This window comes from Pseudomonas sp. TH39(2020) (assembly GCF_016650715.1).
GTDB classification, from domain to species: Bacteria; Pseudomonadota; Gammaproteobacteria; order Pseudomonadales; family Pseudomonadaceae; genus Aquipseudomonas; species Aquipseudomonas mandelii_C.
This window is the reverse complement of the sequence record NZ_JAEKFF010000002.1, coordinates 187,291-206,825: the sequence shown is the minus strand read 5'-3', so window position 1 is coordinate 206,825 and position 19,535 is coordinate 187,291. Positions and strand designations below refer to the sequence as shown.

The window sequence follows — 19,535 nt, the reverse complement described above, 5'->3', positions numbered from 1 at the left end:
CTCCCACATTTGATCTGTGTTTGCCATGGAACCTGATTACAGTTTCAGGGAACCGAGCAACCCATCAAGAAACCGCTCCCCGGCCTCCATCTGGCTGATCTCGATGAACTCGTCCGGTTTGTGCGCCTGTTCGATGGAGCCCGGTCCGCAGACTACCACCGGCACATCCAGGCGCTGCTTGAACAACCCGCCTTCGGTGCCGAATGAGACTTTGGCGGTGCCGGTATCCGGCGCGGCGAAGTTCTTCAGGAAACGCACCGCTTCGACACTCGGATGGGTGTCGAGCCCCGGATAGACGTTGAGGGTTTCAATCTCGATGTCCGCCACGTTGGACAGCTTTTTGGCTTCGCGCACGATGACTTCGGCACGCTCTTGCATCTGCGCCAGGAACTGATCCAGATCGTCCGCCGGCAAGTTGCGCACTTCGAAGTCCAGGGTGCACAGGTTCGGCACAATGTTCAGCGCCTTGCCGCCAACAATCTGCCCGACATGCACGGTGCTGTAGGGCACATCGTAGTCCGTATCCTGCGCGCCCTGCTCTTGCAATTGCTGCTGGCTTTGACGCAGTACCGCGATGAAATCACAGGCCACGTGAATCGCATTGACCGAGCGCGGTGCCAGCGATGAGTGCGCCTCCAGCCCCCGACAGTACGTGCGATAAGAACCTTTGCCCTTGTGCCCGAGCACAAACTGCATGTTGGTCGGCTCGCCAATCAGGCACAGGAATGGCCGCACTGGCGCCAGGTGCAATACGTCCAGCAAACGCCGCACACCGACGCAACCGATCTCTTCGTCATGGGACAGGGCCAGTTGCAGCGGTCGGCTCAACGAATGGTCGGCGGCGTCGAGCATGGCGTCGATGGCCAACGCGATAAACCCCTTCATGTCGCAGCTGCCGCGACCGTAAATACGACCCTTCTGCACCGTCGCCTGAAACGCCGGAACGGTCCAGGCCTGGCCCGCTGCCGGGACCACGTCGGTGTGCCCGGACAGCAGAATCCCCGGCAACCCTTCAGGGCCAGTGCTGGCGAACAGGTTGGCCTTTTTGCCGGTTTCATCCTTGACGATCAACGACTCGATGCCCTTGCTCAGCAACAGCTCGCGCACGTACTCGATCAGGGCCATGTTCGACTCCGAAGACACGGTATCGAAAGCCATCAGGCGTTTGAGAATATCCAGTACACGGGGTTTCATGAGGCCTTGCTCCGTTGCTCGGCTGGGAGGGCGAACCGGTTGATGGAGAACGGCTCAATCGAGGTGCTGGTGCTACCGGTGCTGATCAATTCGGCCATCACGTCGCCGACGCCGGGACCGAGCTGGAAGCCGTGACCGCAGAAGCCGAAGGCGTAGAACAACCCATCAACGGTGCCGCTGGGGCCCATCACCGGCAGGGAGTCGGGCAGATAACCTTCTATGCCGCTCCAGACCCGGATGATATTGAGGTTACCGACACCCGGCAGCAGACGGCGCATCTGCTCCATCTGGTTGAGGATGCTACGTGGCTCGACATAGGCCCGTCGATTGAGCATGTCCGGTTTGCTGCGGTAGCCGCCGCCGATGACGATGTTGCCGCGCGGAATCTGGCGGAAATAGATCACTTCCTCAGGAATTTTGGTGTACACGCCGATCACCGTCGGCAAGGCGTAAGGCACCGGTTCGGTCACGGCCATTTGCGGGCCATGGGTGTCCAGCGGCACCGGTTCGCCGAACTGCGCCGACAGCTTCTGGCCCCAGGCGCCGGCGGTGATCAACAGCTGGGCAGCGCTGAACTGGCGGCCGTCGGTGGTGGTAATGCTGAACTCGCCACCGACCTTCTGCACTTCGGCGACTTCGGTCTGTTCTTCGATCCGCGCGCCAAGGCGTCGGGCAGCACGGGCAAACGCCGGAGCGGCCAAACGCGGATTGGCGTGGCCATCGTGGGGCGCGTAGGAACCGCCCTTCACGTCTGCCCCGAGAAACGGGAAGCGCGCGTGCAGCTCGGCGCCGCGATAGATTTTCAGATCCAGTTGCGCCGCTTCGGGCGCTGCCGCGTAGGCTTCCAGTTCAGGGATTTCGTCTTCGCGGTAGCACACACGCATGTGCCCGCTGGCGATGAATTCGAGGTCGTCGTCGATCAACTCCGGCAAGCGCTTCCACAGCGCCCACGAACGGTTGGCCAACGCCAGTTGCCCAAGGAATCGGCCCTGACGGCGCACGTTGCCGAAGTTTACGCCGCTGGCGTACTGACCAATCTGGTCGCGTTCCAGCAAGATCACCGACTGCCCGCGCTGGCGCAGGAAAAACGCCGCCGCCGAGCCCATCAGGCCACCCCCGACAATCACCACGTCGGCTTTTTCTACCGTCATGGCGACACCTCCTCGGTGAGCATCGAAAGGGGTTTGACCGGCGCCTGACCGCGCTGGCGGCCGACCTGTTGCACGTCGACGCCTGCCGCAGCGGCAATCACCTCGGCACCTGCCTGGGAGCAATAACGGCCCTGACAACGGCCCATGCCGACCCGGCTGAACGCCTTGGCCCGGTTGACCTCACAAGCACCTTTCTCCCGGACCACGGCCCGCAACTCGCCGGCGCTGATCATCTCGCAGCGGCAGACAATGGCGGCGTCAGGCAAGGCTTTGGCTTGCGCCGCCGGCCAGGGAAACGCCTGGGCCAGCCCCAGGCGAAACTGATCCATGACAGCCAGCGCGTGGCGCTGTTCGTCGCGCAACCCGGCATTCACCGATTGGTGCAGGTCCTCCAGCAGCGCCACCGCGACCAGCCTTCCGGCGTGCTCAGCGGCATCAGCGCCGCGAATCTTCGAGCCGTCCCCGGCCGCGTACACACCACTGACCGAGGTCCTGCCGTCCTCATCAACCGCCAGCAACCATTGGCTGGACGCCTCATCGAAACGCAGGCGACAACCGGCCAGGTCCGCCAATTGCGTTTCCGGGCGCAGGTGATAACCCAAGGCCACGGCATCGCAATTGATCGTCAGGCTTTCCCCGCGCGCCGTGCTGATCCGCACGCCACTGACCCCGCTCGCCGCGTCACCCAGCACTTGCTGAGGTTTGATCCCAAGATGTACCGGGATTTTCGCCTGATACAGCTGCGCCAACAGTTTCATCCCGGTGAACAGCAATCCGGGACGGGCCAGCAGTTTGGGCATAGCAAGGATGCGTTTGCTCAGCGGCGAAGTATCGAGCACTGCCGCCACATTGGCGCCGGCTTTGACATATTGGCTGGCCACCAGATACAGCAAAGGCCCGCTGCCCATGAACACCACCGTGTGACCGATGGAAACCGCCTGGGATTTGAGCGCGATCTGCGCCCCGCCGAGGCTGTAGGTGCCCGCCAGTTGCCAGCCTTCGATCGGCATCAAGCGATCGGTGGCGCCGGTGCAGAGGATCAGCGCGTCGTAATCCACCGTCGAGTGCTTGCCCTGGCTGACGCAACACAGTTGCCCCGGCGTGAGGTTCCACACCAGCGTGTCCGGGCGGTAGTCGATCGACCCGCGCAAGCGATCGAAGCTTTGGTGCAGGTCCCGGGCCTTGGCCGCTTCGGTGCCGTACAGCGTGGCGTAATCGCGGGTAAAACCTTCCGGTTGGCGACGGTAGATCTGCCCGCCATCCCGGCGATTTTCATCGATAAGGATCGGCTTGAGACCCGCGGCCACCAAGGTTTCGGCACAGCGAATACCGGCCGGCCCGGCGCCGACGATAACGACTTTATTAGAGCTCAGCCGTGCAGTGGCCATGTCGCCTCCGGTTGTGTGGTGACGATGTCCAACCCTTCACGGACTTCGTTGGAACAGGCACGCAAGCGTTCACCGCTGCGGGTCCAGACCCAGCAATCCTGGCACGCGCCCATCAAACAAAAACCGGCGCGGCGACCCGAATCGAATTCCGACTGGCGCAATGCCGAGCCCTGGGTCAGCAACGCGACCATCAGGGTATCGCCCTGCAACGCCTCGATAGGTGCACCGTCCACCTTCAAACTGACGGTCGGCCGGCCCTGCTCGGCCAGCCTCACAAAACGCCCGTTCATGCATAGGCTCCCTGGGTCATGGTGTTCAAATCCTGTTGGGTTTTCAGCAACTCGGCACTGTCGTGGTGGCAGAGGATTTCACTGCCGCCGACAAGCGTTCGGCGGTTCGGCGCAGTGCGATTACACAAACCGTCGACCCGCACCGGGCACCGATTGAGAAAGGTGCACAGCTCCGGCACATTGGCCGTGGCGCCGATCGGCGGCAGTTCGCCGCAGGTGGTGCCGCAGTTCTCCAGCCAACCCTGACGCAGCTCCGGCACCGAATGGATCAACAGATCGGTATAAGGATGAAACGGTGCCTGGGCGAACGATTGCCGAGAGCCGGCCTGAACCTTGTGGCCGCTGTACATCACCACAATGTCATCACACAGGGCGCGTACGGTGGAGATGTCGTGGCTGATAAACAGGTACGACACCCCCAGTTCCTGACGCAGGTCGCGCAGCAGTTCGAGAATCGCCGCGCCGACCACGGTGTCCAGCGCCGAGGTCACTTCATCGCAAAGAATCAGGTCCGGCTTGGCTGCCAGCGCCCGGGCCAGGTTGACCCGCTGCTTTTGCCCGCCAGAGAGCTCGTTCGGACGCCGCTCGGCCATGGCTCGTGGTAGCCGCACCAGGTCCAGCAGCTCGCCGATGCGCTCGCGCAAGGCCGCCCCTTTGAGACCGAAATACATCTTCAGCGGCCGGCTTAGAATGGTGCTGACACTGTGCATCGGGTTGAGTGCTGTGTCGGCATTCTGGAACACCATTTGAATGCGTCGGAATTGTTCGGCAGTGCGCTCGGACAGGCTGCCGCCCAGCGGTTGACCATCGAAGGTCAGCCCGCCCAGCGCCGGGGTCAGCAGCCCCGCCACCACCCGCGCCAGGGTCGATTTACCCGAGCCCGACTCACCAATCACGCCGATGGCCTGGCCCCGGCGCACGGTCAAATCGATGTCTTCCAGCACCCGAATCGACGGCATGCCGTGCATGTTCTTGTTGCCGTAACCGGCGGTCAGGCCCTGGATCGTCAGCAAAGGCGTGTCTTGCGCCACATCGCAGGGCGGACGAATCGTCATGTCCGGCCGCGCCGCCGCCAGCAGGCTGCGGGTGTATTCGTGGGCTGGACCTTTGAGCAATGGCGCGGTGGCGCTTTGTTCGAAAATCTCGCCGCCGTTGAGCACCACAATCTGATCGGCCATCTGCGCGACCACCGCGAGGTCGTGGGACACGTAAACCGCCGTGGCCCCGCGTTCGCGCACCACCCTTTTGAAGGCGCGCAGCACGTCGATCTGGGTCGTCACGTCGAGGGCCGTGGTCGGTTCGTCGAGCACCACCAGCAGCGGATCGCTGATCAGCGCCATGGCTGCCATGACCCGCTGCAGTTGCCCGCCGGAGACTTGATGGGGGTAGCGTTGGCCGATGCGATCGGGGTCCGGCAGCGCCAGGTCGCGGAACAATTCGATGGCCTTGGCTTCGAGCACGGCCCGGTTGCCCAGGCCATGAATCAATGCGCCCTCCACCACTTGATCGATGAGTTTTTTCGCCGGGTTGAACGCCGCAGCAGCACTTTGGGCGATATAGGACACGCGGTTGCCACGCAGGCCTTGCAGCTCGCTTTCGCTCAAGGCGAGCATGTCGTGCTCGCCGATCTGCACCACACCGGACGCCAGGCGACAACCGCGCCGGGCGTAACCGAGCAGCGCCAGAGCAATGGTGGTCTTGCCGGAACCGGACTCGCCGATCAACGCCAGCACTTCACCTTTGGCCAGGGAGAAACTCACGCCCTTGACGATTTCGACTTCGCCACGCTCACCGCAGGCGACCACGCGCAGGTTTTCGACTCGAATCAATTCACTCATTTCAATGGCCTCCCGTACGTCGACTACGTCGCGAAGACAGGCGGTCGATAAACAGATTCACACCGATGGTCAGGGTGCCAATGGCCAGGGCCGGAATCACGATGGCCGGCGCGCCCTGGTTGAGACCACCGATGTTTTCCCGCACCAGGGATCCCAGGTCTGCATCGGGCGGTTGCACGCCCAGTCCCAGGAAGCTCATGCCACTGAGCAACAGCACGATGTAACCGAAACGCAGGCCCAGATCGGTCAACACCGGGTTGAGCATATTCGGCAGGATTTCCATGCAAGCGACGTACAAACGGCGTTCGCCACGGGTACGCGCCACTTGCACATACTCCAGTGCTTCGATGTTCACCGCCATGCTGCGGGCAACGCGGAACGCGCCCGGCGTGAAACTAAGCACTGCGGTGCAGATCAGCAAGGTCACCGAGGAGCCGAAAGCCGAGACCATGATCAGCGCCAGCATCTTGCTCGGGATCGAGATGAAGGCGTCCATCAAGCGACTGATCACCTCATCCAGCCACTTCGGCGACACCACCGACAGCAGCGCACAACTGGTACCCAGACCGCTGGCCAACACGGCCGCCACCAACGCCAGGCCAACAGTGAAACGTGCGCCGACGAGGATTCGGCTGAGCATGTCGCGGCCCAGGTAATCGGTACCAAACGGGTAAACGGCGCTGATGCTGTCAAAGACATTGTCAGAGACCACTTCACCCACCGGGTGCGGCGCCAGCCAGGGGCCGAAGATCGCCACCAGCAACCAGATAACGCACATCGCAGCCCCGATCAGACCCAGCCAGGCCGGACCATGAGACACCTTGCCAACCGACAGATCGGGGGTCGCGGGCGTCGATTTCACAATGAGATTGTTCATTGGTTTCTCAGCCTCGGATTGGACAGAATCGCGCACAGGTCGGCAATCAGCACCAACCCCAGGTACGCCGTGCAAAACAGCATGGTGCAGGCCTGGACCAGCGCCATGTCGCGGTTGGTCACCGCATCGACCATCAGGCTGGCGATGCCGGGGTAGTTGAAGATCGTCTCGACAATGACCACACCGCCCAACAGGTAGGAAAGACTCAGGGCGATGGCATTGGCGATCGGCCCGATGGCATTGGGCAAGGCATGGCGCAGGACGATGCGCATCGGGCTAACGCCCTTGAGCCGGGCCATTTCCACGTAGGGGCTGTCGAGCTGATCGATCACCGCCGCTCGGGTCATGCGCGCCATTTGCGCAACGATGACGCAGCACAGCGTCAGCACCGGCAAAGCGTAAGTGCGCATGAATTGCCAAGGCGAGGTGATGTCGCTGGCGTAGGACAGCGCCGACAACCAGCCCAGGTTCACCGCAAAAATCAGCACCGCCAGGGTCGCCACCAGAAATTCCGGCACGGCGACCATGGCCAGGGTAAAAAAGCTCAGGAAGCTGTCGATGCGCCCACCGCGGCCCATCGCCGAGCCGATCCCCAGAATCAACGCCACCGGCACTGACACCAACGCCGTGGCGGCCGCCAGCATCAAGGTGTTGGGCACCCGCCCGGCCATCAACTCGCTGACCGGCATGGCGTTGGAGACCGACTGGCCCATATCGCCGCTCAGCAGGTTCATCAGCCAGTGCAGGTAACGCAACACACCGGGCTGATCCAGCCCCAGTTTCAGGCGCAACGCCGCCACCTGTTCCGGCGTGGCGAACTGTCCGAGCGATTGTTGCGCCGCGTCCCCCGGCAGTACCGCCGTGATCGCAAACACAACCATGGACACGATCAACAAGGTCACGATCGCGGCGCCCAGGCGCCGGCCGATCAACCACAGTGTGTTGCTATTCATCGCCCTACCCTCATGCAATGTCCCCGTCGCTTCAATCACCGCTCATCAAGCGTCCAGCCAGACCTGCTCGGCGAACATGTAGCCCATGAAACCACCCAACGGATTGCTGCCGTAGCCTTTGATGCGCTGGTCGACACCGTCGATGTTGCTGATGAACACCGGCACGCCGATACCGCTGTGATCATGCACCAGGGTTTGCATGTCGGCGTACATCTTGCTGCGCTTGGCATCGTCGGTTTCACCCCGGGCGAGCATCAGCAACTGATCGAACTGATCGTTCTGCCAGCCCGATTCGTTCCAGGGTGCTTTCGACTGGAAGAACTGCGAGAACATCACGTCGGCATTCGGCCGCGGGTTGATGTTGCCGAAGCTCAACGGGTGCTTCATCCAGTGGTTGGACCAGTAGCCATCGCTCGGCAGGCGGTTGACGTCGAGCTTGAGCCCGGCCTGTTTCGCCGATTGTTGCAACAGCACCGCGATGTCCACCGAACCTGTGGCGGCCGGCGATGCGACCAGCGGCATGGTGATGCTTTCCATGCCGGCCTTCTTCAGCAGGAACTTGGCTTTTTCCGGGTCGTAGACCCTTTGCGGCAGGTCGGCGTTGTAATAGCGCGAACCGGGGGAAATCGGATGGTCGTTACCGACCACGGCAAAACCACGGAACACTGCGGATTTGACCTGTTCACGGTCCAGCAGGTACTTCATGGCCTGGGTGAATTCGGCGCTTTTGCCCGGCATCTGGTCCTGACGGATGATCAGGTCGGTGTAGTTGCCCGAGGGTGCATCGACAACCCGGTGCTTGGGGCTGGCCTTGATGCGCGTGGTTGAGCGCGGGTTGACCTCGTTGATCAGGTGAACGTCGCCCGACAGCAGCGCGTTGATCCGCGACGGTTCGTCGGCAATGGCGATGAATTCGATCTCGTCCAGGTACGGCAGGCCCGGTTTCCAGTAGCCGGTATTGCGCGCGGCAATCGAGCGCACGCCCGGTTTGAATTCCTTGACCTTGAATGGCCCGGTGCCGATGCCCTGATTGAAATCGGTGGTGCCCTCGGGAACGATCATCAGGTGCGACACGGCGAGGATCGACGGCAGCTCAGCGTTCGGCGCGCTCAGGCGGATTTGTACTTCGTTGGGGCCGGTGGCTTTGATTTCTTCGAACTGCGCCATCAGCGGCATGACCTTGGAACCGGTCAGCGGATCCTTGTGGCGCGACAGCGAGTACACCACGTCCGCGGCGCTCAGGGTCTTGCCGTTGTGGAAGGTCACGTCCTTGCGCAGGGTGATGGTCCACAGCGTGGCATCGGTGTTGTCGATGCGCTCGGCCAGTTCCAGTTGCGGCACCAAGTGGGCGTCGAAACGGGTCAGGCCGTTGTAGAACATGAAGTGGCGCACGTAGTCGGTCGACAACGCGCCTTTGGCCGGGTCCAGCGTATCGGCGGTGGAACTGGACATGCCGGCGACGCGAATCCGCCCGCCCGGCTTGCCTTTGCCTGGGGTGGCGGCTTCTTCGGCGAACAGTTTACCGGCGGCGCCGAACAGGCTGCCGGCGCCCGCTGCGGCAACACCGGCCACACCGAGCATCTGCAAGGCGTTGCGGCGCGACATGCCACGATTGAGACCTTCGAAAACCCGCAGGCTTTCCTGGCCGGAAATCAGTTGGGAGTCGATCTTGTTGTCAGTCATATCAGTTGTACCTGTCGAAGATGAGAAGGCTCGAGTGCTCCTGGTTATCCGGAGCGTCTGGAAACGCAAACGACGGTGACGCCACAACATCAACTCAATGCAAATAATCCTGGAAGCGGTAATAGGCACCTACGAACGGCAGGAACCACGGTTTGCCGAAATGCCCGGGGATCGCCGGCCATTCGAGTTCACGCCAAGGGTTGGCTTCGACGTTGCCGGCCATGACATCGGCCATGACCTGGCCCATATGCACCGACATCTGCACGCCATGGCCGCTGTAGCCCATGGAGTGATAAACACCGCCGTGCTGACCGGCCCGAGGCAAGCGGTCGGAGGTCATGTCCACCAGCCCGCCCCAGCAGTAGTCGATCTTGACGTTGGCCAACTGCGGGAACATCTGCACCATCGCCGCTTGCAGCACTTTGCCGCTTTTGGCGTCGTTGACGCTGTCCGACATGGCGAACCGCGCACGGCCGCCAAACAGCAGGCGATTGTCCGGGGTGAGGCGAAAGTAGTTACCGATCATGCGGCTGGTGACATAGGCGCGGCGGCCCGGCAACAACTGCTCGATCAGCGATGGCGGAAGGACTTCGGTGGCAATCACGAAACTGCCCACCGGCACGATCCGCCGCCGATACCAGCCCAAACCACCGTGCTGACAGGCGCCCGTGGCCAGCAACACCTGACCGGCGTGCAGCGATCCTTTGCTGGTGTTGACCTGATAACCGCCGGCCTGGGCTTTCCAGTCCACAACCGAGGTGCCTTGATGGATCAACGCACCCTGACGGGCGGCGGCCTCGGCCAAACCGACACCGAAGCGTCCGACATGCATCTGCACGCCGTTGCGCTGCAGCAAACCACCGTGGAACTGCGCTGAATTGACTTCCGCGCGGGTCTGCTCGGCGGTCAGCAATTCGACGTCGGCATCGACTTCCTTGCGAATCAGTTCGCACGTCCGTGCCAGCCCCTCGTAGTGCATGGGCTTGGCCGCCAGTTTCAGCTTGCCATTGCGAATCAGGTCGCAGGCGATCTGCTCCTGCTCCACCAATGAAACGACACTCTGCACCGCGCTTTCGTAGGCCTGGTAATAAGCCCGTGCCTTGTCAGCACCGAGGCTGGCGCTGAGCCCGGCGTAGTCCTGGGCAACACCGGTGTTGCACTGGCCGCCATTGCGCCCCGACGCTTCACCGATGACCCTTCCGGCCTCGAGCACCACCACACTGGCGCCCTTCAAAGCCAACGCCCGGGCCGCCGCCAGGCCGGTGAAACCACCACCGACGATGGCCACGTCGACCTGCCCGGGCAAGGCGCCGAGCTGTGCACCGCTGAATGCCGGTGCGGTGTCGAGCCAGTAGGATTCACTGCCCATGTCTAACCCGCCTATGCCAAATGAAGAATGCCGTTACCGTTCGACTCAGAGACCTACCAGAGCCGCCAGCCCACCAATATCGGTGATCTGCTGGTAGCCGTAGAAAGCATTGGCCGGGACTTCATGGCCACGGGCGACGAAGGCCTTGTTCTTGATCTTCATGTCGTGGGCCGGCATCAGGTCGTAACGGAAGCTGGAAGAGACATGCAAGATGTCTTCCGGGCCGCAGTTGAGGTTGTCGAGCATGTACTCGAACGCGGCTAGACGCGGCTTGTAGGCCTGAGCCTGCTCGGCGGTAAAAACCTTGTGGAACGGCGCGCCGAGCTTGTCGACGTTGGACATGATCTGGCTGTCGCTGGCGTTGGAGAAAATCACCAACGGGATCTTGTCGGCGATTTTCGACAGGCCGGCCGGCACATCAGGGTGCGGGCCCCAGGTCGGCACTGCGTCGTAATACAGCTGACCTTCGTCACGGTATTCGATGCCCCAGCGCTTGCAGGTCCGCGCCAGTGCGGTTTTGAGAATTTCGTCATACGGCATCCAGTCACCCATGACCTGGTCCAGGCGGTAGGCCGAGAAGTCCTTGACGAACTGATCCATCTGCTCGGGCTTCACGCGATCGGCGAACAGTTCGCGAGTCATCGTGCCCATGTGGAAGTTGGTCAGCGTACCGTAGCAGTCGAACGTAATGAATTTGGGGCGAAGAAAGCTCATTGAGTGCGGTCCTGAAGTTCGTTGAGGTCATGGCGTGACAAGCATTCGCTCCGTTACCGAAGCTGTGATGCAGCGCTGCAGCACACCGTCATTACAACACTGTGAAATCAGCAGATGGCGTTAAAAGCGACCTTCGCTTGATACAAACCACCGTTTTAACGCCCGCCCTCAGCAGACTTTGCGGTGCGCACAAGCCTTGGGCAAACCCCGTATTTATGCGCTCTTATGGGCCTTTATAGCCCTGCAAGGCCCGATCACGCACCGATCTGCCGCAGAACCTGCGCCGGGCTGAACGAAAACGGGCGCTTACCGAAGTAAGCGCCCGTTTGGGTGCGGTTTGAAACTTTACTCTTGGAGCAGCTGCCGAGCCTGCGAGGCTGCGTTCGGCTGCGCACCAGTCGTGAAATCATGCGCCTCGGTGTGTCAGGTAAACCACGTCATCCCGGTTGACGACTGCTTCGCAGCCGAACGCAGCCTCGCAGGCTCGGCAGCTGCTACAGATGACGTGCTGTGTGTTATTGCACGATATCGATCAGCACACTCTTGAAGCGTAAATTGGCTTCGAACGCTTCGCGCCCCAGGTCCTTGCCAATGCCGGAGCGTTTGTAGCCGCCGGACCAGACGCAGGGTGCGATTGATATCGGCGGTGTGTACGCCCGCCGCCAAGCCATAGGTGGCGTGCGCAGCCTGGCTCAGCGCCTGCTCTTCATCATCGAATGCCTGCACCGTCAGCACCGGGCCGAAGATTTCTTCGCAGACGGCCGGGTTGTCATTGTCCAGACCCGCGAGCAAGGTTGGTTGGTAATAAGCCCCGCCCAGACCTTCAAACAACCTACCGCCGGTCAGCACTTCAGCGCCGGCCTGACGCGAGCGATGGACGATGCCATCGATGCGGCTGGCTTGCAGTCGGGAAATGATCGGCGACAACGTGCTCTCGGATGACCAGGTCGGCCCCGGACGCAGCGCCTCGAAATACGCCTGCAAATGCGCAATAAACGGTTCCATGATCGAACGCTGGATCAACAACCGCGAACCGGATACGCACACCTGCCCGGCGTTGCCGGTGATGGCCAGCGCTACGGTGCGCGCGGTTTTGGCGATGTCCGGTACGTCGGCGAATACCAGTTGCGGGCTCTTGCAACCAAGTTCGAGTGTCACCGGTTTCGGCCCCACCAGCGCGCAGGTCGACATGATGCTCGACCCGGTCGCCGTGGACCCGGTGAACGTCACCTTGGCCACGCGCGGATGGCGACACAAGGCATCCCCCGTGATGCGGCCATCGCCCTGCATAACGTTGAAAATCCCCGCCGGAATGCCGGCCTGCAATGCCAGTTCGGCAAAGCGCAGGCTGGAGAACGGCGTCAGTTCCGAAGGTTTGAGCACCACGGCATTACCGGCAGCCAACGCCGGAGCCACTTTCCAGGAGGCCATGCTCAAGTGCGATGGCGGCAATGACGCCGTAGGGTTCGGCGATCTGCATGCCCAGCCGATCGGTCTGGGTTGCCGCCACTTGGCCGCCATGCTTGTCCGCCAGTTCGGCGAAGAAGCGAATGCCTTCGGCGACATAAGGAATGTCCCAGGCGATCACATCTTTATGAGGACGTGTCGAGCCCACGGCTTCCAGCGGTGCCAGAATGGCGGCGTCCGCCTCGATCAGATCGGCCCAGCGGCGCATCACCCGTGCCCGCTCCCGGGGTGGACGACTGGCCCAGTCACTGCGGTTGAACGCCTGCCAGGCATCAGTGACCGCCTCATCCACCAGGTCGGCATCGGCGATTGGCAACTGGGCATAGACCTGGCCGTCAGAGGGGCGCACCACCTCAAGCCCGGGTTGTGCGTCGCGGTATTTTCCAGCAATGAAGTGAGCGCTGCGCACAGCGATAAGGCGGGGATCGAAGCTATCCATGGAGCACTCCAAATATGGGACGACGCGTCGTGAACTCTGGCCTCCATCGTAGAAAAAAAGCCCTGGCATTTGCTGCCGACCTTGCGGTGCATTTAAGTAGTAAGTGTGGTCTGCCGGCCTCGGGCTTGCGGAATCTGCCGAATGCTCCAGCCCCTCTTGTCAGGCCTTCACACAGATGGGATACAGGCACCATCGCGCTGGAAATCCGGTCGCTCGCGCACATTGTCCAACGGAGACTCGCCATGTCCGCCTTGCAACAACCTGCTTATGTCTATCGGCCAATGACGGCCGCCGACCTTTCCTCGGCCCATGCCTTGTCCGTGCAGTTGAAGTGGCCCCATCGCCTGGACGACTGGGCCATGTTGCAACGGGTCAGCGAAGGCTTTGTCGTGCTCGATGGCGAGCGTCTGATCGGCACGGCATTCGCCTGCCCCCAGGGTGGCTTCACCACCATTGGCCTGGTGATCGTCAGCAATGACTATCAGGGCAAGGGCATCGGCCGCAAGCTCATGGAGCAGGCCCTGGACGCCTGCCAGTCACGCACCCCGATGCTCAACGCCACACTGGCCGGCGCACCGCTTTACGCCAGCCAGGGCTTTGTCGAATTCGGCCGGATTCAGCAGCATCAGGGCAACGCCAATCCACCTGAACCCGCCGCACTGGCGGACGGCGAACATTGCCGTGCGCTGAACGCGGCGGATCAGGCTCGCGTGCTGGCTTTGGCCAACGCCAGCAGCGGGCTGGATCGCAAAGCGGTGCTCGCCGAGCTGTTTGAGGTGGTCGAACAGTCGGTGGGGATCGAATGCGACGGCCAGTTACGCGCCTTCGCCTTGCTGCGCCCCTTCGGCCGTGGTCGTTGCATCGGCCCGGTCGTCGCCGAAAACCTCGGGCAGGCTAAACACCTGATCGCGGTGTTGCTGGCGCAAGTACCGGACGCTTTCGTGCGCATCGATATTCCAGCTGACAGCGGCCTGGCCCAATGGCTGGAGTCGGCGGGTTTGAAGCAGATCGATACCGTGGCGCAAATGGCCAAGGGCACGCCGCCGCAAACAGCCAATGGCGTCCAGCAGTTCGCTGTGGTGACGCAAGCCATTGGCTGATCGCTATCCCTCACAGTCTTTTTATGGAGCGTCACCCGTATGTCTGAACCTACCGTTCTGCTGTTGGCTCGCGCCGACGGTAGCCGCGTTGCCACGCCTTTTACAGCAGCGTCTTTGGGCGCTTTCGATCCGTTCAAGGACGGTCGTCAGGTGGCCTACAACGGCCCGGATGGCGTGTCAGCGGGCATCGTACACATCAGCGGAACGCTCGACAGCGATGACTTTCCGCACACCGAAGTGATCGTGGTTCATACCGGCCACGTGGTGCTGCAATCCGAGGAGCAAACGCTGGCACTGGGTGTCGGCGCCAGCGCCGTGATCGGTCGCGGTACAGCGCTGCGACTCCAGGCCAACGCTGATACGTACTGGGCCTTTTGTGCAGTCACCAGCCCCAGCGCCCCGCCGGCACCCGGCCTCACTGCGCTCGACCCGCTGGACCTGCTCTCGCCTTCGGCTGCACCGGAACCGCAGATGTTGATCGGACCGACGCCGCAGTGCCGCTCACACAATGCCTTCGAAGACGACGCCACCCAGCTACGCGTCGGCGTTTGGGATTCGACACCGTATGAGCGTCACGGCCGGCCCCACAAACTCCATGAGCTGATGAACCTGATCGAAGGCAGTGTCACCCTGCTGACGCCTGATGGAACGAGTGTGGAGGTCAATACCGGCGACACTGTGTTTGTGCCGCTCGGGGCACCGTGCGCGTGGAAAAGTACGCGGTATGTGCGCAAGTTCTATGCGGTGAAGTAGTGGCGTAGTGTCTTCCTGAGTACGCGGCAGTTTGGGTAGGGGACGCTCCACTGCTGCGGCGATGAACGCGTGCCCATTTTTTCTATCCTTTTACGCACACCACCTGACGCAAGGTGTGCAGCACTTCCACCAACTCGCGCTGGGCGTGCATGACGTGGTCGATGTCCTTGTAGGCCATCGGAATTTCATCGATGACGGCAGCATCCTGCAGCACTCCACGTGGGCGGTGGCACGGATCTGATCTTCGACGGTAAACAGGCTTTTCGCTTTGGTACGACTCATGGTGCGGCGGGCGCCGTGGCACAAATTTGCTGCTATCTGCGTGATCATAACGGCGCTCGCGCTCGGCACACGCGTCATGAAGAGAGCCTGCAAACAGTCATGGAGTGAGATCTATCACGGTCTCATGCCCGTTGAGATTGATGACTGCCATCTCACGTTTTTCAACGACCGCGACACTCTGGACTACTGCGACTACTGCACGTCGCCTGACGGTCGTGTTGGGTCTCTTGGAACCTGGCAGCGCTATGACACTGATCCAGTCGAGCTTTTGAGTGGTTGGGAGCGCGAGCGGCTTGAGCACTTGCTGAATGAGCTTTAATGCGGCAGCGGAATCCAGTATCGATCAAACCCACCTTTAATCGAACCCCTCCCGATTCGACAGGTCTGCTCCTGTACTGCTTCTCTGGAATTAGATCCTATGTCCACGCGACAGAGCCTTGTTGTACTCGCAAGGGGTGGTTATGCCGCTCGGGGAGTGATTTATCTGATCATTGGCATCTTTGCGTTGCTGGCGGCTCAAGACTCGACAAAACCGAAAGATAGCCACAGAAGCCTGGAGACATTGTTAAGCCAGCCATTCGGCCATGCTTTAGTGGGGCTAATGGTGGCTGGTCTGCTCGCTTTCGCCTGTTGGCGCGTGTTGCAAGCGACGCGCGACGTTGATCATCACGGTAAAAAGTTCAAAGGCTTGGTGATTCGTGCAGGTTTGTTGGCGGGAGGTGTAGTCAACGGCGCGCTGGCGTTTTTTGCGTTGGGCCTTCTCATCAGCGGACTCAAGAGCTCGGGCAGCTCAGGTGGGGAACAAACCAAGGATTTACTGGCGCATATCTTGTCTTGGGAACACTCAAACTTATTGGTTTACCTCGTCGCACTTGTACCATTAGGCGTAGGCATTGCGCACATCATCAAGGGCTGGAAGGCGTCGTTCGAGAAATATTTTGAGGCTGACGAAGACGTTATGCGATATGTACGTCCGGTGTCTCGGTTCGGTCTTATAGCTCGTGGAGTCGCCTTTATTGAGATCGCAATGCTGCTGACAATCAGTGGTTCGAGTTATCAAGCCATGGATCCACCGGGCATGAAGGACGCCCTCAATGCTCTCCAGAACCTACCGGCCGGAGCTGTGATTTTGATGGTGATGGCCTTGGGGCTGATCGCCTTTTCGGTTTACAGCTTTGCCGAAGCCGCTTGGCGCAAGATAAACATGGACGTGCCGGGAGTGTCGGAAGCATAGCGCCTGTTCTCCTATGAAAGCAGTTGGAACTTTCGCGCGATGCTGACCCCATACAAGCAGCCCCAACAATTTCGGGTAGTAAATTTTGCGCATTGCGGCACAGCTTCGCAGTGGCAATTATCAGGAGATCCAAATGCTTGTACTCACGGACATGCAGCGCGCATACCACCGGAAACTACGCGCCCTCAGCACTGACCTTCAGGGCAACGAAATATTTGCTGGCCTGACTATCGAGGAGTCAATGCGGTTCAATTTCTTGAGTGAGTCGCTTTTGGGGCAGGAGCATCGCACACAGGAAGACGTGAACGAGTATCTCACCCTCCACGAAAAACACGAGCATGACCGGCTTCAAGTGTTAGGCGCAGAAACAGAGGCGCGGCAGCACGGATCGGCACGTCATTAAAAGTCATCTGACGTTGATTGATCCTGGCTTCCACATGGTCGGCACACTTGTCCAAGCGAATAGATCCAACCTACCTTAGCTACCAATATCAGCGTAACAGTGACTGAAGTCACCATGAGCAGATGTTGTGGACAGAAGCGTTGAATCGCCCCGGGTTTCGTAGACACCTCTATGCCTTAAAATGAGGCCAATTAGGAGGTGCGCTTTGCTGGTCGCTGCACCTGGCATCAACTGGATTGATCGACGACCTTAATCTGCGTCAGCCCCACCAGCTCAGCCTGCTCTAAAATCTCCTCCGGCGTCGCGTCCGCAGTGGGCATGATCAGGCTGTTCTCCCCATCCCCAAAATGCAGCTGTAGCAGGTGCATCGCCGCCTCATGTAAGGGCAGCTGAGGCTGCTTGAGTTCAAATATGTGTGTGCGGGGTTCGCCGTTGAACAGGTATTCCAGGATGTATTTACGCATGATGGGATCCTTGTATTGGGACAAATGCAGCTGACCATCCTGACTTATTGATCAGCTTATAGTTCAACTGCAGACCCCAAGATTGGTTATCGAAGAGCTATATATGCGCCTCGGTAAGTCGGCCTGCACTTGCACTTCTGGGAGCTGCCGCTAAAACTGTTGATTGCGACGTACTCATCGCGCCCATTACGCCCGGTGCCTTGCTGGTGCAGGTGCTTTCGCCAGTGCCAGATGATCTACCCAAGGCTCATTCCTTGACCATTACTCTTTCTTCAGGAGAGCGCTTGAATGGCACGGTGGCTCACGCCCGCAAATTGGAAAACGCTGATTTGGAGTTGCAGATCGATGTATGAAAATCCATTGCCGTAGCCAGGTTTCGGAGATCCTTTAATGAACAAATCGCATGCTGTTACAGCTACCGTTCAAATCCTTATGTTTGAACGCAACGAATGGGTTCCCAACAACCCGCGCCTGCCAGTGCTCGTTTACCCCAACGCGATTGCCGTTCAAGGCAGCGACCCAGCTGCGCTGTTCGAAAAAACCTTCAGCGCCAATGGCTGGCCGCCGCAATGGCGATACGGGGTTTATAGCTACCATCACTACCATACCGAAGGTCATGAAGTGCTTGGCATCGCCAGCGGCCAGGCCCGGTTGATGCTGGGCGGGCCGGATGGCCATGTACTTGAAGTCAGTTCAGGCGATGTATTGCTACTGCCTGCTGGTACCGGCCACTGCAATTTAGACTCCAGCGAAGACTTTCTGGTCGTCGGTGCTTATCCACCGGGTCAGCATGCAGATATCTGCCGCGAGGCACCAACCAAGGCCCAACAGGCAAGCATCGACACGATGCCGTTTCCCGAGCAAGACCCGGTGCAAGGCTTGCAGGGCGCCGTACAGCAGTATTGGGTTGGCCAGCGTTGAAAGGCTGCGGTCAATCACGAGCGACACGAACCTTTCCGCTGAAAACTCTGAAGCCATAGGTGTTGTAAATGAGCGTCACCGGTATCAGCACGGCGAAACCTACCAACATGAAAACCTGACTGTTCGGACTGGAGGCGGCAGCTTGCAAGGTCAGGTGCGGCGGGACAATCAACGGATATAGCGCTGCGATCATCAATGCGAACGCCAAAACGAAGATCCCCAATACTGCGAATAGCGGCAGATACTGCCGGCGGCTTCGTAAACCCAAAATGAAGCCGATCAGCAGTGCAATGAGCAGTGTTGCGGCCGGCAGCCAGACAAGACGATTGGAAAGCCGATGCGCATATTGAGTGTCCAGTGTCGCTGTCCAGACAACCAACACGGCCAGAAGCACTAGGGTTACGATGGCCAGCGCCCTCGCCTGTCGACCTGATCGCCGTTGCAGATCTTCGACAGTGCGCCAATACAGCCAGCAGGCGCCCAACCACGTGTAGCCCGCCACGAGCACCGCGCCACAATACAGCGGAAACAGACCTGACCACTCCCAGCCGTCCCCGCTGTACTGCCCGCCCTGATTAGGCACGCCTTGTACAAGCGTACCCAACACAATCCCCTGAGTTGCCCCGGCTAGCAGCGAACCGACCAGCAGCAAGCCATCGACCATGCGCTTGATACGATAGCAGGGCGAATAGTCTCGAAATTCCAGCGCTACCGCGCGAAGAATCAACGCCAAAAACATCGCGATAAACGGCAGATAAAGCGCCGGCAGCAAGGTGGCGTAAGCCAGCGGAAACAAGGCCAGCAACCCCCCGCCTCCCAGCACCAGCCAGGTTTCATTGGCGTCCCAGATCGGCAAGATGGTCACGGCCATGGCACGACGGTGCTGACTACACCGGGTAAGGCCGAGCAGTACGCCAACCCCAAGATCAGTGCCGTCCAACAGCACGTAGTTCAATACCGAGAACGCCAGGGCCGCAGCGGACAGCAGGATTATCCAGTCATTCTCTAACATGGA

Annotated in this window: 18 protein-coding genes and 2 pseudogenes; 6 read left to right on the top strand and 14 right to left on the bottom strand. The window is 60.5% G+C overall.

Annotated elements, in window-relative coordinates; genetic code table 11:
- Positions 1–36: 36 nt before the first annotated feature.
- From argE to JFU47_RS33340, 11 genes and pseudogenes are all read right to left on the bottom strand, one after another.
- A complete protein-coding gene (gene argE / locus JFU47_RS00950; protein WP_201180233.1) occupies positions 37–1,194 on the bottom strand; it encodes an acetylornithine deacetylase in 1,158 nt (385 codons plus the stop codon).
- The gene (locus JFU47_RS00945) at positions 1,191–2,345 is read right to left on the bottom strand and encodes an NAD(P)/FAD-dependent oxidoreductase (RefSeq protein ID WP_201180232.1); all 1,155 of its coding nucleotides are present in this window, start codon (positions 2,343–2,345) and stop codon (positions 1,191–1,193) included. The genes argE and JFU47_RS00945 overlap by 4 nt, the downstream gene beginning before the upstream one ends.
- Positions 2,342–3,733, bottom strand: a complete 1,392-nt coding sequence (locus JFU47_RS00940) for an FAD/NAD(P)-dependent oxidoreductase (protein WP_201180231.1) — start codon at positions 3,731–3,733, stop codon at positions 2,342–2,344. The genes JFU47_RS00945 and JFU47_RS00940 overlap by 4 nt, the downstream gene beginning before the upstream one ends.
- Positions 3,715–4,023, bottom strand: coding sequence for a (2Fe-2S)-binding protein (locus JFU47_RS00935; RefSeq protein WP_201180230.1), 309 nt, complete (start codon positions 4,021–4,023; stop codon positions 3,715–3,717). The genes JFU47_RS00940 and JFU47_RS00935 overlap by 19 nt, the downstream gene beginning before the upstream one ends.
- Positions 4,020–5,861 (bottom strand): ABC transporter ATP-binding protein, encoded by a 1,842-nt coding sequence (locus JFU47_RS00930; RefSeq protein ID WP_201180229.1) that lies wholly within the window; start codon positions 5,859–5,861, stop codon positions 4,020–4,022. Before JFU47_RS00930 ends, JFU47_RS00935 begins: the two co-directional genes overlap by 4 nt.
- A 1-nt stretch (position 5,862) precedes the next feature.
- Positions 5,863–6,738, bottom strand: coding sequence for an ABC transporter permease (locus JFU47_RS00925; RefSeq protein WP_201180228.1), 876 nt, complete (start codon positions 6,736–6,738; stop codon positions 5,863–5,865).
- Positions 6,735–7,691, bottom strand: a complete 957-nt coding sequence (locus tag JFU47_RS00920) for an ABC transporter permease (protein WP_123366699.1) — start codon at positions 7,689–7,691, stop codon at positions 6,735–6,737. The genes JFU47_RS00925 and JFU47_RS00920 overlap by 4 nt, the downstream gene beginning before the upstream one ends.
- 45 nt (positions 7,692–7,736) lie before the next feature.
- On the bottom strand, positions 7,737–9,374 hold the full coding sequence (locus JFU47_RS00915; protein ID WP_056743947.1) for an ABC transporter substrate-binding protein: 1,638 nt from the start codon (positions 9,372–9,374) through the stop codon (positions 7,737–7,739).
- Between the two features lie 94 nt (positions 9,375–9,468).
- Entirely contained in the window at positions 9,469–10,743 is a 1,275-nt protein-coding gene (locus tag JFU47_RS00910) for an NAD(P)/FAD-dependent oxidoreductase (RefSeq protein WP_140893089.1), read from the bottom strand.
- A gap of 45 nt (positions 10,744–10,788) precedes the next feature.
- Entirely contained in the window at positions 10,789–11,457 is a 669-nt protein-coding gene (locus JFU47_RS00905; RefSeq protein WP_129444761.1) for a haloacid dehalogenase type II, read from the bottom strand.
- Between the two features lie 515 nt (positions 11,458–11,972).
- Positions 11,973–13,363, bottom strand: a pseudogene (locus JFU47_RS33340) (aldehyde dehydrogenase family protein).
- A 242-nt stretch (positions 13,364–13,605) separates the two neighbouring features.
- Here JFU47_RS33340 and JFU47_RS00895 point away from each other — a divergent pair.
- Positions 13,606–14,463, top strand: a complete 858-nt coding sequence (locus JFU47_RS00895; RefSeq protein WP_201180227.1) for a GNAT family N-acetyltransferase — start codon at positions 13,606–13,608, stop codon at positions 14,461–14,463.
- A 39-nt stretch (positions 14,464–14,502) separates the two neighbouring features.
- Positions 14,503–15,216, top strand: a complete 714-nt coding sequence (locus tag JFU47_RS00890; RefSeq protein ID WP_201180226.1) for a cupin domain-containing protein — start codon at positions 14,503–14,505, stop codon at positions 15,214–15,216.
- Between the two features lie 82 nt (positions 15,217–15,298).
- Here the strand turns inward: JFU47_RS00890 and JFU47_RS00885 are convergent.
- Positions 15,299–15,516: pseudogene (locus JFU47_RS00885) on the bottom strand (RtcB family protein); the annotation flags it as partial.
- Here JFU47_RS00885 and JFU47_RS33430 point away from each other — a divergent pair.
- The 3 genes from JFU47_RS33430 (at position 15,497) to JFU47_RS00875 (ending at position 17,135) form a co-directional block, all read left to right on the top strand.
- A complete protein-coding gene (locus JFU47_RS33430) occupies positions 15,497–15,817 on the top strand; it encodes a DUF7693 family protein (RefSeq protein ID WP_446739622.1) in 321 nt (106 codons plus the stop codon). The pseudogene JFU47_RS00885 and the gene JFU47_RS33430 overlap by 20 nt on opposite strands.
- A gap of 99 nt (positions 15,818–15,916) precedes the next feature.
- Entirely contained in the window at positions 15,917–16,732 is an 816-nt protein-coding gene (locus JFU47_RS00880) for a DUF1206 domain-containing protein (RefSeq protein WP_201180225.1), read from the top strand.
- A gap of 133 nt (positions 16,733–16,865) precedes the next feature.
- On the top strand, positions 16,866–17,135 hold the full coding sequence (locus JFU47_RS00875) for a hypothetical protein (RefSeq protein ID WP_201180224.1): 270 nt from the start codon (positions 16,866–16,868) through the stop codon (positions 17,133–17,135).
- 227 nt (positions 17,136–17,362) lie between these two features.
- On the opposite strand, the gene JFU47_RS00870 is transcribed toward JFU47_RS00875, so the two are convergent.
- Complete coding sequence (locus JFU47_RS00870) at positions 17,363–17,599, bottom strand: hypothetical protein (RefSeq protein WP_201180223.1); 237 nt, start codon at positions 17,597–17,599, stop codon at positions 17,363–17,365.
- Positions 17,600–17,989: 390 nt separating this feature from the next.
- Here JFU47_RS00870 and JFU47_RS00865 point away from each other — a divergent pair, with 390 nt between their 5' ends.
- Positions 17,990–18,520 (top strand): cupin, encoded by a 531-nt coding sequence (locus JFU47_RS00865; RefSeq protein WP_201180222.1) that lies wholly within the window; start codon positions 17,990–17,992, stop codon positions 18,518–18,520.
- 10 nt (positions 18,521–18,530) lie between these two features.
- Here JFU47_RS00865 and cydB read toward each other — a convergent pair whose 3' ends face one another.
- Positions 18,531–19,532 carry a cytochrome d ubiquinol oxidase subunit II gene (gene cydB / locus JFU47_RS00860; protein ID WP_201180221.1) on the bottom strand — a complete coding sequence of 334 codons (1,002 nt, stop codon included), beginning with the start codon at positions 19,530–19,532 and terminating at the stop codon, positions 18,531–18,533.
- Positions 19,533–19,535 lie beyond the last annotated feature (3 nt).

What these genes read in the sequence shown, in the direction of transcription:
- JFU47_RS00895 (WP_201180227.1), top strand. Translation starts at nt 13,606, where the DNA reads ATGTCCGCCTTGCAACAACCTGCTTATGTCTATCGGCCAATGACGGCC.
- JFU47_RS00920 (WP_123366699.1), bottom strand. Translation starts at nt 7,691, where the DNA reads ATGAATAGCAACACACTGTGGTTGATCGGCCGGCGCCTGGGCGCCGCG.
- JFU47_RS00935 (WP_201180230.1), bottom strand. Translation starts at nt 4,023, where the DNA reads ATGAACGGGCGTTTTGTGAGGCTGGCCGAGCAGGGCCGGCCGACCGTC.
- JFU47_RS00940 (WP_201180231.1), bottom strand. Translation starts at nt 3,733, where the DNA reads ATGGCCACTGCACGGCTGAGCTCTAATAAAGTCGTTATCGTCGGCGCC.
- JFU47_RS00915 (WP_056743947.1), bottom strand. Translation starts at nt 9,374, where the DNA reads ATGACTGACAACAAGATCGACTCCCAACTGATTTCCGGCCAGGAAAGC.
- JFU47_RS00910 (WP_140893089.1), bottom strand. Translation starts at nt 10,743, where the DNA reads ATGGGCAGTGAATCCTACTGGCTCGACACCGCACCGGCATTCAGCGGT.
- JFU47_RS00905 (WP_129444761.1), bottom strand. Translation starts at nt 11,457, where the DNA reads ATGAGCTTTCTTCGCCCCAAATTCATTACGTTCGACTGCTACGGTACG.
- JFU47_RS00880 (WP_201180225.1), top strand. Translation starts at nt 15,917, where the DNA reads ATGTCCACGCGACAGAGCCTTGTTGTACTCGCAAGGGGTGGTTATGCC.
- argE (WP_201180233.1), bottom strand. Translation starts at nt 1,194, where the DNA reads ATGAAACCCCGTGTACTGGATATTCTCAAACGCCTGATGGCTTTCGAT.
- JFU47_RS00930 (WP_201180229.1), bottom strand. Translation starts at nt 5,861, where the DNA reads ATGAGTGAATTGATTCGAGTCGAAAACCTGCGCGTGGTCGCCTGCGGT.
- JFU47_RS00870 (WP_201180223.1), bottom strand. Translation starts at nt 17,599, where the DNA reads ATGCGTAAATACATCCTGGAATACCTGTTCAACGGCGAACCCCGCACA.
- JFU47_RS33430 (WP_446739622.1), top strand. Translation starts at nt 15,497, where the DNA reads ATGGTGCGGCGGGCGCCGTGGCACAAATTTGCTGCTATCTGCGTGATC.
- JFU47_RS00925 (WP_201180228.1), bottom strand. Translation starts at nt 6,738, where the DNA reads ATGAACAATCTCATTGTGAAATCGACGCCCGCGACCCCCGATCTGTCG.
- JFU47_RS00890 (WP_201180226.1), top strand. Translation starts at nt 14,503, where the DNA reads ATGTCTGAACCTACCGTTCTGCTGTTGGCTCGCGCCGACGGTAGCCGC.
- JFU47_RS00875 (WP_201180224.1), top strand. Translation starts at nt 16,866, where the DNA reads ATGCTTGTACTCACGGACATGCAGCGCGCATACCACCGGAAACTACGC.
- JFU47_RS00865 (WP_201180222.1), top strand. Translation starts at nt 17,990, where the DNA reads ATGAACAAATCGCATGCTGTTACAGCTACCGTTCAAATCCTTATGTTT.
- JFU47_RS00945 (WP_201180232.1), bottom strand. Translation starts at nt 2,345, where the DNA reads ATGACGGTAGAAAAAGCCGACGTGGTGATTGTCGGGGGTGGCCTGATG.
- cydB (WP_201180221.1), bottom strand. Translation starts at nt 19,532, where the DNA reads ATGTTAGAGAATGACTGGATAATCCTGCTGTCCGCTGCGGCCCTGGCG.